We start from the raw sequence: 12524 nt of genomic DNA, 5'->3' as shown, positions 1-12524 counted from the left end.
CGGGATCCGCTCGACCAGCGGACGTGCGCGGCACCGGCCTCCGCGCCGCCGCCGGACGGACCCGGCCGCGGGTGGGGGCGACGGGGTCAGGGCGCGCCGGTCAGCGTGAACTCGGGGCGCGCGGTGCCCGACGGCACGACGCCGTCGGCCATGAGCGCGGCCCGCATGATGTCGGCGAACACGGGCGCGGCCACCTGGCCGCCCTCGGCCGAGCTGGTGGGTCGCTCCAGGTCCACCGCGACGACGTACTGCGGGTCGTCCGCCGGGGCGAACCCGACGAACGTGGTCACGTAGCCGCCCCCGGCGTAGCAGTTGCACTCGGGGTTGGCGCGCTGCGCGGTGCCGGTCTTGCCGGCCACCCGGAAGCCCTCGACCTGGGCCAGCGGCGCGGTGCCGCCCTTGCCGACGACGGCCTCGAGCATGTAGGCCATCTGCTCGGCGGTGGACTCGCTCACGACGCGCGTCCGGGCCGGCTCCTCGGGCGACGCGGGGCGACCGTCGGCGCCGGTCACCGACGACACGATCCGCGGCTCCACCCGCACACCGCCGTTGGCGATCGCCTGGTAGATCGAGGCCATCTGCAGCGTGGTCACCGAGACGCCCTGGCCGATCGCCACGTTGGCGGCACGCACCTCGCTCCACTCGGCCGAGTCCTGGAGGATGCCGCGGCTCTCGCCGGGCAGCTCGATGCCGGACTTCTCGCCGACACCGAACGCCCGCAGGTACTCCTCGAGCTTCTCGTCACCCACCTCGCGGGCCAGCATGATCGTGCCCACGTTGCTGGACTTGGCCAGGATGCCGGTGACGGTCCAGTCGACCGGTTCGTGGTCGTGCGCGTCGGTGACCACGCGATCGCCGGCCTGGATGTGGCCGTCGACCGTCAGCACCCGGTCCGGCGTCGCGTGCCCCTCCTCGACGGCGGCCGCGAGCGTCACCGCCTTCATGATCGAGCCGGGCTCGAAGACGTCGGACACGACGGGGTTGCCCAGCAGGTCGGGGTCGGTCGTGGAGTAGCTGCCCGGGTCGTACCCGGGGCAGGAGCCCATGGCGGCGACGCGTCCGGTCGCCACCTCCAGGACGACCGCCGAGGCACGGGTGGTGGCGCCGTCGGCGCAGGCCTCCCCCAGCCGTTCCTCGGTCAGGAACTGCAGGTCCTGGTCGAGGGTGAGGGTGACGTCCCGGCCGTCGACGGCCTCGGTGACCTCGTCGATGCCCGAGGGGATCGGGTGACCGCCGCTGCCGACCTCGACGGTCCGCTGGCCCGGCGAGCCGGAGAGCTGGTCCTCGAAGACCTGCTCGATGCCGGCCAGCCCGGCGCCCTCGCGCCCGACGAAGCCGACGACCTGGCCGCCCACCGCTCCGGACGGGTAGAGCCGCACCGGGTCGTCCCGGAGGTAGACCCCGGCGAGCTCCAGCTCCTCGACCGCGTCGGCCGTCTCCGGGGCGATCTGGGTGGCCAGGACCACGTAGCGGCTGTCGTCGGAGAGCTTCTCGGTGAGCTCGGGCACCGGGACGTCGAGCAGCGTGGTGAGGGCGAGCGCGGTGCGCGCCGGGTCCCGGACCACGGTCGGGTCCGCCACCACCTTCGAGGCGTCGACGGTGTAGGCCAGCGGGTCGCCGTCCCGGTCGAGGATCTGCCCGCGGATCGCCGCCAGCGGGATGGTGCGCAGCCGGTCCTGCTCCGCCGCGCTGGCGTAGGCGCCGCCGTCGATGCCCTGGAGCACCACCAGCCGTCCGACGACGATGACGAGGAGGGTGACCAGGACGGCCAGCCCCCACCGGTTGCGGCGGCCGCGCTGCTCGACCGACAGCCCGGCCCCGCTGCGCCGGGTGCCGGGGACACGCCGGGGGACGAACGGCCCGGTCTCCCCCCGGCCGGCCGAGGAGGGGCGGGGCGGGCGGGCGCCGGGCCCGCGGACACTGCTCGGCACGGGTCAGTTCCCGCCCGGCGGGGCGGGCGCGGCCTCCGGCGCGGGCTCGGGTGCGGGGGCGGGTGCGGGCTCGGGCTCGGGTGCGGGCTCGGGCTGCGGCGCCGGCTCGGGCGTGCCGCGCAGCGTGGTGGTCCCGTCGGGGCCGAGCACCAGGTAGCCGGCGACGCCGGCGGGGACCAGATCTGCGGCCGCCGCGGCCCGTGCGACGTCCGCGGGGGTGTTGCCGGCCACCACGAGCTGCTCCAGCCGCTGCACCTCCTGGGCACGCGCGGCGTTCTCGCCGCGCATCTGGGTCGCCTTCAGGCTGTCCACCGCGATGGCGGTGTTGAGCACCAGCAGCCCGAGCGTGGTGAGCCCGAGCAGCGCGACGACCAGGAGGACGAACGGCGCCGTGCGGGAGCGCGCGGCGCTCCGGACCCTCCGGCGCGGCCGGGCGGCGGCCCCGGTGGGCACGAGCCGCAGCTCCGGGCGGGGCGTGGCGCGACCGGTGCCGCGCGCGCCGGACGGCGAGGTGCGCGGAGCCGGCCCGGTGGCCCGGGAGGGAGCGGTGCGGGCGTGGGTGGTGCGGGGAGCCGTGGCACGCGGGAGGGGCGTGCGCACGACCGCGGCGCGGGTCATGCCGCCCGCCGGATGCGCTCGGCCGCCCGCACCCGGGCCGACGCCGCCCGGGAGTTCACGGCGGTCTCCTCCGGCCCGGGGGCCTCGCCACCGCGGGTGAGCAGGCGCAGCACCGGCCCGTGCTCCGGGAGCGGCACCGGGAGCTCCGGCGGGGTGCGGTCCGCGGCTCCCGCGGCCAAGGTCTGCTTCACGATCCGGTCCTCCAAGGAGTGGAAGGTGATGACGGCGACGCGACCGCCCACGGCGAGGGCGTCGATCGCGGCGGGGAGGGCACGCTCCAGGGCCCCGAGCTCGTCGTTGACCTCGATGCGCAGCGCCTGGAAGGTCCGCTTCGCGGGGTGGCCACCGGTCCGCCGGGTGGCCGCGGGGATGGAGTCGCGGACGAGCTCGGCCAGCCGGGCGGTGCCCGTGAACGGCTCGCGGGCCCGCTCGCGGTCGATGGCGGCCGCGATCCGCGAGGCGAACCGCTCCTCGCCGTAGACCCGCAGCACGCGCGCGAGGTCCTTCGGCGGGTAGGTGTTCACGACGTCGGCGGCCGTCCGGGGCGCGCCCGGGTCCATGCGCATGTCGAGCGGGGCGTCGGTGGAGTAGCTGAACCCACGGTCGGGGCGGTCCAGCTGGAGGGAGGAGACCCCGAGGTCGAAGAGGACGCCCTGGACCTCGTCGATGCCGAGCCGGTCGAGCACCTCGGGGAGCTCGTCGAAGACGGCGGGCACGACCGTCACGCGCCCGGTGTGACCGGCGGCCTCGATCCGGCGGGTGGCCTCGGCGCGGGCGTCCGGGTCGCGGTCCAGCCCGACGACCCGCAGCCCGGGGTGCGCCTCGAGCATCGCGAGGGTGTGGCCGGCCAGACCCAGCGTCGCGTCGACCATCACGGCGCCGTCGGTGGCGCACGCCGGGCCGAGGAGCTCGAGGACCCGGTCCAGCAGCACCGGCACGTGCACCGGAGGCCGCGCGGGCCCGGGGGCCGCGGCGGGTCCGGTGCTGTTCATCGTCTGCTGCCTCTCGACTGGTCCTGGCGGGTCCCGCGATGGTGCCGCGCCGGGCGCGGCCGCAGGGGGACGCGGAGGCGGGGTCGTGCGGGATCGGGCGGGTGGGGAGCAGGAGGTGGGTGGGGCGCGGTGGGGCCGGTGGAGCGCAGTGGGGCCGGTGGAGCGCAGTGGGGCCGGTGGAGCGCAGTGGGGCCGGTGGAGCGCAGTGGGGCCGGTGGAGCGCAGTGGGGCGGCGGGAGACCGGATCCGTGGGGGTGTCCGGCCCCGCGGGCCCGCCTGGCGTCGGGGAAGAGCGTCAGGTGGGGTTCCGCGGGGCCGGACGGGTCACCCCCTGCCGGCGAGGGCCCCCACCGCTGATCCGTGCGGTCCTCCGTCGTGGGACCGAGCCGCGGGGAAGGCGGCTGGGGCCCGGCCCGGTCGAGCCGCGGGGAAGGCGGCTCGTTCGGGGTGCGGCGCGGAGGCCGGTGGGAGCGGGTGGGGCGTTCCCGGGATCACGACAGCGTCGGCATCCCCTCGCTCTCCATGTCGGCGAAGGAGGCCTCCTGCTCGGCCACGTAGGCGTCCCAGGTCGCGGAGTCCCAGATCTCGAAGCGCGTGTCCACGCCGACGACGACGACGTCGCGGTCCAGGTGGGCGTACTCGCGCAGGCTCGCGGGGATGGTGATGCGGCCGGTCTTGTCCGGCTCCAGCTCCACCATCGAGCCGAAGCTCATGCGGGCGCGCATGCGCGCCGCGGCGGTGTCGGAGGGTGCCATGGCGGCCATCGCGGCGCTCTGCTCGGCGACCCGGGCCATCGTCAGCCCGTAGATGCAGCGCTCCTGGCCCTTCTTGATCACCATGCCGTCGGCCACCTGGTCGCGGAAGCGGACGGGGAGGGCGAGCCGGCCCTTCTCGTCGAGGCGCAACTGGTAGCTGCCGACGAACACCGGATCACCCCCTGCATCGGTCCTCCCATGGCTCTGCAGCTTCCCCGTGCGGGCCCCTGCCTCCCCACCAGGCGACACAGTAACCCACTGGCCCCCACTGGACACCACCTGAGGCCGTGTCGTGACCCACCGCCCCCACCTCGCGGAACACCCCCGCGACGGGCGTCGCGGAACACCGGGATCCACGCCCGGGACGGGGGGTCGACCACGCACGTACGGTGGAGCGGTGACGGAGGCGACACGGTCCGCCGACGGGACGGCCGACGCGTCGGTCGACGTCGCCGCGGAGGGCGCACGCATCGCGGCCGCGGTCAGCCGCGTCGTCCAGGGCAAGGAGGGCGTCGTCCGGCTGGCACTGGTCGTGCTGCTGGCCGAGGGCCACCTGCTGATCGAGGACGTGCCCGGGGTCGGCAAGACCACGCTGGCCAAGGCGCTGGCCGGCGCCGTCGACGCCAGCGTCCGGCGCATCCAGTTCACGCCCGACCTGCTGCCGAGCGACGTGACGGGGGTGGCGGTCTACGACCAGGAGACCCGGGCGTTCGAGTTCAAGCCGGGGGCGATCTTCGCCAACCTGGTCGTCGCCGACGAGATCAACCGCGCCTCGCCCAAGACCCAGTCGGCGCTGCTGGAGTGCATGGAGGAGCGGCAGGTCACCGTCGACGGCGTGAGCTACGAGCTCGCCCGCCCGTTCCTGGTCATGGCCACGCAGAACCCGCTGGAGATGGAGGGCACGTACCCCCTCCCCGAGGCCCAGCGCGACCGGTTCACCGCCCGCGTGTCCATGGGCTACCCCGACCCGGCCGCCGAGCTGGCCATGCTCGACGACCGCTCCACCGCCGACCCGCTGACCGCCCTGCGCCCGGTGGCCGACGCCGCCCTCGTCCGCTCCCTGGTCGCCGCCGTGGGCCGCGTGCACGTCGCCGAGGCCGTCCGCCGGTACGTCGTCGCCCTGGTCGAGGCCACCCGCCGGTCACCCGACCTGCGCCTGGGAGCCTCCCCGCGCGCCGGGCTGCAGCTCCTGCGGGCCGCCCGCGCATCCGCCGCCCTCGACGGCCGCGACCACGTCCTGCCCGACGACGTCCAGGCCCTCGCCGTGCCGGTGCTGGCCCACCGCCTCCTGCTCAGCGGCGAGGCCGTGGTCGGCCGGCGCAGCGCCGAGCAGGTGGTGGCCTCCCTGGTGGCCGCCGTGCCGGTCTTCCGCGGGCGCTGAGCGTGCGCGGCGTCCCCGGCCAGGCCTTCGGGTCCCTCACGCCCCGAGGCCGCTGCCTCCTCGCCGGGGGCCTGACCCTCGGGGTGGTGGGGGTGGTGCTCGGCGAGCGGTCGCTGGTCCAGCTGGCGGCCTTCGTCCTGGTCCTGCCGCTGCTCGCCGCCGTCAGCGTGGCGCGGGGACGGTTCCGGGTCACCACCCGGCGCACCGTCACCCCGCAGCGGGTGCCGCGCGGCACGCCGGCCGAGGTCGAGCTGCAGCTGCAGAACGCCGACACGCGGCGCGGTGGCCTCTGGCTGCTGACCGAGCAGCTGCCGACGGCGCTGGGCCGCTCCCACCGGTTCACGGTGGCCGGCCTGTCCCCGGGCGCGGGCACCACCGTCCGGTACCGGCTGGCCGGCCGGCACCGCGGCCGCTACCAGCTGGGGCCGCTGCGGCTGCGGGTCGTCGACCCGTTCGGGCTGGTGGAGCGCACCGCCGTCGGCTCCGACACCGCACCCCTGGTCGTGGTGCCCCGCGTCCGCCCGCTGGGACGCGGCGGGCCGGGTGGAGGCCGGGGTGGCGACGACGGCGCGTACCACGCGTTCGCCGTCCACGGCGACGACGACGTCAGCATCCGCGAGTACCGGCGCGGTGACGACCTGCGCAAGGTGCACTGGCGGGCGAGCGCGCGCACCGGCGAGCTCATGGTGCGGCTCGAGGAGCAGCCGTGGCGCGCCCAGGGGACGCTGCTGCTGGACACCCGGGCCCGCGCGCACCTGCTGGCTCCGGCGTGGGACGCCTCCCGGCGCGCGCCGGGGCCGCCGGGCGACGACCAGCCGCCCGCCGACAGCCTGGAGTGGCTGGTCGAGGCGGCGGCCAGCATCGGGGTCGCCCTGGCCCGGCGCGGCGCCCGGCTGCGGGTGGTGACCAGCGCCGGTGAGCTGGCGCCCGATCCCGGCGCCGCGGCGCTCGGTGCCGAGGAGCTCCTGGACCGGCTGGCCGTCGTCGGGGTCTCCCGGGTGAGCGACCTGTCCGACGCCGCGTCGGCCGCGTGCCGCGCCGCCGGCGACGGGCCGCTGATCTGCCTGCTGGGCGCGGTCGGACCCGACGACGTGGCCGAGCTCGTGCGCCTGCGCCAGGGACCGGTGCCCGGCCTCGCGGTGCTGCTGGACGTGGCGACGTGGGGTGAGCCGGGCCGCAGCCGGCGCAGCGCGACCGATGCCGCGCTGGACGCGCTCGCGACCCAGCGCGAGCAGGCCGTCGCCGCCCTCGCCGGGGCCGGCTGGCGGGTGACCACCGCATCGGCCGGCCAGGACGTCGGCGCGGCGTGGGCCGCGCTGACGGGGACGCCCGTCGGGGCGCCGGCATGACCGCCACGGACGTCCGCACCCCGGTCGCCGCCGCGGCGGCGACCCTGCTCGGCGCCCTGGCGCTCTCCCCCGTCTTCACCAGCCGGGCGTGGGTGCCGCCGGTGGTGACCGTCGTCGTCGCCGTCCTGGCCGGCGGCCTGGCGCTGCGCGCGGCGCTCGCCCGGTTCGCCGGCGACCGCGCGGGCTCCCGGCCGGTCGAGGTGCTGGGCCCCGTGGTGGTGCCGGTCGGCCAGCTCGTCCTCGTCGCCTGCGTGCTCACGGCCGTGTTCGTGCCGGATGCCGCACCGGCCGGGGTGCTGCCCACGCCGGCCGCGCTGGCCCGGCTCGCCGAGGTCTTCGGCGCGGGGGCGGCCGAGATCCGGGAGCAGGCCACGCCCGCGCTCCCGCTGACCGGGCTGCTCGCCCTCACCACCTTGTTCGTCGGGCTCGTGGCCGTCGTGGTGGACCTGCTGGCGGTCACCGCCCGGCAGGCGGCGGTGGCCGGGGCCGCGCTGCTCCCCCTGGTGTGCGTGCCCGTGGCGACGGTGACCGGCGGCATCGGGCTGGTGGCGCTGGTCGGGCCGGCCGCCGGCTTCGCCGTGCTCCTGTGGGCCGACCAGCGCCGCTCCCTGGAGGGGCCCAGCGGCGGTGGCGCGGCCGTGCGCATCGGCGCGGTGGCGGTGGCGGCGGGCGCCGTCCTGGGCACCACGGTGCCCACCCTCCCCGAAGGCTCGTTCGCCACCGGGCTCGGCGGCGGGGCGGGGTCGGCCACGGGGACCTCCCTGGACCCGGCGGCGGAGCTGCGGGGGCAGCTGACCCTGCCCGAGCCGATCGAGCTGCTGCGTGTGGACACCTCGGTGGAGGACCCCGGCTACCTGCGCGCGGTGGCGCTCGACGAGTACGACCCCGCGGAGGGCTGGTCGCTGAGCAACCTCGACGGCGAGGTCTCGGTCGCCGACGACGATCTCCTCGCGCCGCCGCCGGCCCGCCAGCCGACCCGGCAGGTGGTCGCCGAGGTGCAGGTGCTGGACCACGACGACCGGTTCCTCCCCGTCCCGACCTCCCCCCTCTCGGTCCGCACGGACGGCGAGGACGACGCGTGGCGCTTCGACGACGCGACCGGGACGGTGTTCGGCCGCGGGATCACCAGCGCCGGGCTGACCTACCGGGCGACCGCGATCGAGCCGCGCCCGTCCCACGAGCTGCTCGCACGCGCCGCCCCGCTCGCCCCGGACGACCCCCTGCAGCAGCGCTTCGGCACGCTGCCCGAACTGGACCCGGCCATCACCGACCTGGTCGCCGGGCTGACCGAGGGCGCGGGGACGCCGTACGAGCGGGTGCTGCGCATCCAGGCGTACCTCACCGACCGGTCCAACGGGTTCGTCTACAGCCTCTCCACCGCCCCCGGCACCAGCGGCGACGACCTGGTGGACTTCCTGCGGCTCAAGCGCGGCTACTGCGAGCAGTACGCCGGCGCCATGGCCGTGCTGGTCCGCCAGGCGGGGCTGCCCGCGCGAGTGGCGCTGGGGTACACGCCCGGCGATGCCGGGCCCGACGGCACCCGGCTGATCACCAGCGACGACGCCCACGCCTGGGTGGAGGTCTACTTCCAGGGGAGCGGGTGGGTGCCCTTCGACCCCACGCCGCTGGCCGTCGACCGGCAGGTGGAGCTCCCCTGGTCACCGCGGACCACGACGCAGGAGCGGGCCGACGCCGCACCCGCCGTCCCCGCGCCGCCGGTGGCCCCCCAGCCGGCGGCCCCCCGGACGGACCGGCTCCCGCAGGCGGCGCCCCAGGTCGCCGCCCCGACGCAGCCCGGGGCCGACCGGGGTCCGCTGCTGATCGGTGCGGGCGCGCTGGCGCTCGGCGTCGTCGTCCTGGCCGCCCCGGGCTGCGCGCGCGCCCTGCAGCGTCGCCGCCGGCTGGCCGGGGACGGGACGTGGGCGGAGCTGCGCGCCACCGCCACGGACCTGGGCGTGCACCTGCACCCCTCGTGGACCCCGCGCCGGGTGGCCGATGCGCTCGCGCTCACCCTGACCCGGGGCCCCGGCGGACCGTCGGTCGAGTCGTCGGTGGCGGCCGTGCGCCGGCTGGCCCGCGCCGAGGAGGCAGCCAGCTACGGGCGGCCGGGTAGCACGCGACCGGACGCCGAGCTGCAGACGGCGCTGCGGACGGCCCGCCGGGGGCTGCTCGGGGCGCGACCGCGAGCGGTGCGGGTGCGGGCGCTGCTGTGGCCCCACTCGCTCGTGGCCGAGGTCCGGGCGCGGGTCGCCCAGTGGGCCCGGTACGGCGCCGGCCGCCGTCCAGGGCGGACGGCGGCCGGGAGGTCGGTGCGCGAGGGCTACTGGTCGTAGCGGCGGCGGAAGCGCTCCTCGAGGCGGTTCTTCATCGGCTGCCGCCCGCGCTTGCCACCGCGGCCGGCTGCCGTGGAGCCGCGCGGACCCGCGGGCCCGGGGGCCTCGACCGCACCGGTGGCCCCTCGGTAGTGCAGCACCCCGAGGCCGGCACCGCCGAAGGCGACCAGGAATCCCAGGACGCCGAGCGGGACGGACTCGGCGACCGCGCCGGCGACCAGGACGGCGAGGCCGACCAGCACCAGCAGGGCACCGAGTTGCAGTTTGCGGCGGGCCTTCTGACGGCGATCGCCGGTGCGGACCGAGGATGCGAACTTCGGGTCGTCATCGACGAGGGCGCGCTCGATCTGCTCCAGCAGACGCTGCTCGTGCTCGGAGAGCGGCACGTCGACCTCCAAAATGGGCGGAGCCAGTTCCGTCGGAGGCTCCCGCCGACGGTATCTCCGAGGATACGAGCCGATTGCACGCGGCGAAAGGCGAGGCCACGGTGACTCGCCGGACGCGTCGGCCGATCACTCCTCCGGGTGCAGCGTCCGGCGCATCGGGCCTGGTCAGCGAGCCGCCCGCCCGACCGTCCCCGAGGAGCCCAGCAGCGTCGCCGGCCGGACCGCCCCCGCCCCGAACCGCCGGGCGGCGCGATCGGCGGCCAGTTCCGCCTCCCGGCGGCCGTGCTCGCGGGCGCCGAGCTCCAGCTGCCGGGGCGCGGAGCCCGCCTCGACGAGCCGTTCGGCCCGGACGCCGACCAGCCGGATGCGGGTCCGGTCCAGCCCCAGGGCGTCGTAGAGGGCGCGGGCCGTGTCGTAGAGCTCCTGCCCCACGTCGGTGGGTGCGGTGAGGGTGCGGCTGCGGGTGATCGTGGTGAAGTCGGCGAAGCGGACCTTGATGCTGACCGTGCGGGCCAGGCAGCCGGTCGAGCGCAGCCGCCCGGCCGTCCGCTCCGCCAGCCGCAACAGCTCGCGGTGGACCACCCGGGGGTCGTCGACGTCGGCGGCGAAGGTCTCCTCCGCGCCGGTGGAGCGCTCGGGCTCGTCCGGGACGACCCGCCGGGGGTCGCGCCCCCACGCGAGTTCGTGCAGGTGGGCGCCTGCGGCGGCACCCAGCGCCCGCTGGAGGGTCTTCGCCGGCACGTGGGCCAGGTCGCCCACGGTCCGCAGCCCGAGCCGCAGGAGCGTCTCCTCCGTCTTCGGACCCACTCCCCAGAGCGCACCCACCGGCAGCGGGTGCAGGAAGCCCATGACCTCCGGGGGGCGGACGACGAGCAGCCCGTCGGGCTTGGCCCGGGTGGAGGCGAGCTTCGCCACGAACTTGGTGCCGGCGACCCCGACCGAGCAGGTGATGCCCTGCTCGTCGAAGACCCGGGCACGGATGTACTCGCCGATCTCCGCGGCGTCGCCCAGCCGCCGGCCGGCGCCGGAGACGTCCAGGAACGCCTCGTCCAGGCTCAGCGGCTCGACCAGCGGGGTGATCGACCGGAACAGCGCCATGACCGCCCGGGACACCTCGGCGTAGAGCGCCATGTCCCCCGGCAGGACCGTCGCCGTCGGGCACAGCCGCAGCGCCCGGGCGGTGGGCATGGCCGCGTGCACCCCGTACCTGCGGGCCTCGTAGGTGGCGGAGGTGACCACGCCGCGGTTCCCGGCCCCGCCGACGATCACCGGTGTGCCGGCCAGCTCCGGGCGTCGGCGCACCTCGACGCTGGCGAAGAAGGCGTCCATGTCGACGTGCAGGACGGTGCACCCGTCCGCCCGCGCGACGCCGTCCGTCACCGCCACCTCCGCACGTTCCCGTGGATCGAACAGGTGTTCGATCCACGGGAACGATAGCGGTCAGCCGCCGGGGCGGCCGGTCGGCTCGCCCCGGCGTGCCGAGGTCAGCGGGCGACGACCTCGGTGTCCTGCTTGCCCGGCCACATCTTGGCGCCGATCACCCCACCGAGCGCGGAGGCGATGATCGACAGGCCCAGCCCGAGGACCGCCCAGCTGGCGGCCGAGCGCGCCGTGTCGGCGGCCTCGCCGGCCTGGATGTCGGGCAGGTTGGCCTGCTGGATACCGGCGACGTCGGTGACCACGCCGGCCAGGGAACCGAGCAGGGCGCCGCCACCGAACAGCGTCAGCAGCACGATGGTGACCACGGTCAGCGCCCACACGAGGATGCCGTGGAGCAGCCCCTCGCTGAGCCCGCGCCACAGCGCGGTCGCCCCCGCGGTCAGCCCCCCGAGGAAGAGGGCGAGCAGCCCGTTGATGCCGCTGATCAGGTCGGCGTTGTTCCCGTCACCGCCCGCCATGTCCCACCAGCCCAGGGCAAGCGTGGCCAGCTGCAGCAGCAGGAAGGTGGGCACCGCGACGATCAGACCGGCCCAGACCGGGCCCCAGCGGACGCGGTCCCGGCGCGTGGGGGGCGTCTGGTGGTGCGTGTCCTGGAGACCCACGCGGGTCGCTCCCTCGTCAGGGGCCGAGCCCGGCCGGCCCCCCGGCGTCTCCCGGGTCACGTCGGCGCTCGCGCCCGTCTGCGTACGACTCTCTGTCATGACATCTCCTCGTCGTGCGTCGTCTCGTGCCTCTGACACTTCAGAGGTGCCCCTCAGGGGCGGACCCACACGAGATGCCCGCCAGGAAGGAGATGACTGCACCGGCCGCCGAGCCGTCACGCGATCGTGACCCTCCCCGGACAGCGGAAACCGCTGGCCGGACGGCAGGTGTCAGACCCGGGTGAGGGAGGTAAGCAGCGACGCAGGGACGGCCGGCCGGCCGCCCCTGGTCGACCTGGACGGAGATGCCATGGCGCTCGACGACGACGACATGACCAGCACGGAGGGCCCGGCCGACGGCGGGGCCTCGGGCACCCCGGGCACCCACGACGGCGGCGCCGACGGCGGTGCCGACAGCGGCGCCGACGGTGGCGCGGACGGTGGCGCCGACGGTGGTGCCGACGGTGGTGCCGACGGTGGTGCTGACGGCGGCGCGGACGGTGGTGCTGACGGCGGCGCGGACGGCGGCGCCGACGGTGGTGCCGACGGTGGCGCGGACGGTTCGGCCTGAACGAGCACCCGACCCCGCGGGGGGGGGGGGGGGGGGGGGGGGGGGGGGGGGGGGGGGGGGGGGGGGGGGGGGGGGGGGGGGGGGGGGGGGGGGGGGGGGGGGGGGGGGGGGGGGGGGGGGGGGGGGG

Annotated in this window: 11 protein-coding genes; 4 read left to right on the top strand and 7 right to left on the bottom strand. The window is 76.9% G+C overall.

All coding sequences use genetic code 11. The annotated features are described in order from the left end of the window. Positions 1-86: 86 nt before the first annotated feature. From ACI79S_RS17265 to mraZ, 4 genes are all read right to left on the bottom strand, one after another. Positions 87-1931, bottom strand: coding sequence for a peptidoglycan D,D-transpeptidase FtsI family protein (locus ACI79S_RS17265; RefSeq protein WP_456594671.1), 1845 nt, complete (start codon positions 1929-1931; stop codon positions 87-89). A 3-nt stretch (positions 1932-1934) separates the two neighbouring features. Then, positions 1935-2549, bottom strand: coding sequence for a hypothetical protein (locus ACI79S_RS17260; RefSeq protein ID WP_456594670.1), 615 nt, complete (start codon positions 2547-2549; stop codon positions 1935-1937). After that, positions 2546-3541, bottom strand: a complete 996-nt coding sequence (gene rsmH, locus ACI79S_RS17255; RefSeq protein ID WP_456594669.1) for a 16S rRNA (cytosine(1402)-N(4))-methyltransferase RsmH — start codon at positions 3539-3541, stop codon at positions 2546-2548. The genes ACI79S_RS17260 and rsmH overlap by 4 nt, the downstream gene beginning before the upstream one ends. Before the next feature lie 491 nt (positions 3542-4032). Continuing rightward, positions 4033-4467 (bottom strand): division/cell wall cluster transcriptional repressor MraZ, encoded by a 435-nt coding sequence (gene mraZ / locus ACI79S_RS17250; RefSeq protein ID WP_456594668.1) that lies wholly within the window; start codon positions 4465-4467, stop codon positions 4033-4035. Positions 4468-4693: 226 nt separating this feature from the next. Here mraZ and ACI79S_RS17245 point away from each other — a divergent pair, with 226 nt between their 5' ends. The 3 genes from ACI79S_RS17245 (at position 4694) to ACI79S_RS17235 (ending at position 9359) form a co-directional block, all read left to right on the top strand. Then, positions 4694-5677: an AAA family ATPase gene (locus ACI79S_RS17245; RefSeq protein WP_456594667.1), complete on the top strand. Its 984-nt coding sequence runs from the start codon at positions 4694-4696 to the stop codon at positions 5675-5677. 86 nt (positions 5678-5763) lie between these two features. Then, positions 5764-7026, top strand: coding sequence for a DUF58 domain-containing protein (locus ACI79S_RS17240; protein WP_456594666.1), 1263 nt, complete (start codon positions 5764-5766; stop codon positions 7024-7026). Next, positions 7023-9359 carry a transglutaminase family protein gene (locus ACI79S_RS17235; protein WP_456594665.1) on the top strand — a complete coding sequence of 779 codons (2337 nt, stop codon included), beginning with the start codon at positions 7023-7025 and terminating at the stop codon, positions 9357-9359. Before ACI79S_RS17240 ends, ACI79S_RS17235 begins: the two co-directional genes overlap by 4 nt. On the opposite strand, the gene ACI79S_RS17230 is transcribed toward ACI79S_RS17235, so the two are convergent. The 3 genes from ACI79S_RS17230 to ACI79S_RS17220 form a co-directional block, all read right to left on the bottom strand. Continuing rightward, complete coding sequence (locus ACI79S_RS17230) at positions 9347-9745, bottom strand: DUF3040 domain-containing protein (RefSeq protein ID WP_456594664.1); 399 nt, start codon at positions 9743-9745, stop codon at positions 9347-9349. The two genes, ACI79S_RS17235 and ACI79S_RS17230, sit on opposite strands and share 13 nt — an antisense overlap. 165 nt (positions 9746-9910) lie before the next feature. Then, complete coding sequence (gene dinB, locus ACI79S_RS17225; RefSeq protein ID WP_456594663.1) at positions 9911-11131, bottom strand: DNA polymerase IV; 1221 nt, start codon at positions 11129-11131, stop codon at positions 9911-9913. Between the two features lie 98 nt (positions 11132-11229). Further along, complete coding sequence (locus tag ACI79S_RS17220; protein ID WP_456594662.1) at positions 11230-11787, bottom strand: permease; 558 nt, start codon at positions 11785-11787, stop codon at positions 11230-11232. Positions 11788-12136: 349 nt separating this feature from the next. Between ACI79S_RS17220 and ACI79S_RS17215 the strand changes: the two genes are divergently transcribed. Continuing rightward, a complete protein-coding gene (locus tag ACI79S_RS17215; protein WP_456594661.1) occupies positions 12137-12397 on the top strand; it encodes a BatC protein in 261 nt (86 codons plus the stop codon). Positions 12398-12524: the final 127 nt, after the last annotated feature.

The sequence above is a fragment of the Blastococcus sp. SYSU DS1024 genome, from assembly GCF_054050795.1.
Note: the sequence above shows the minus strand (reverse complement) of the source record. Positions and strands in the feature narration are given on the sequence as shown.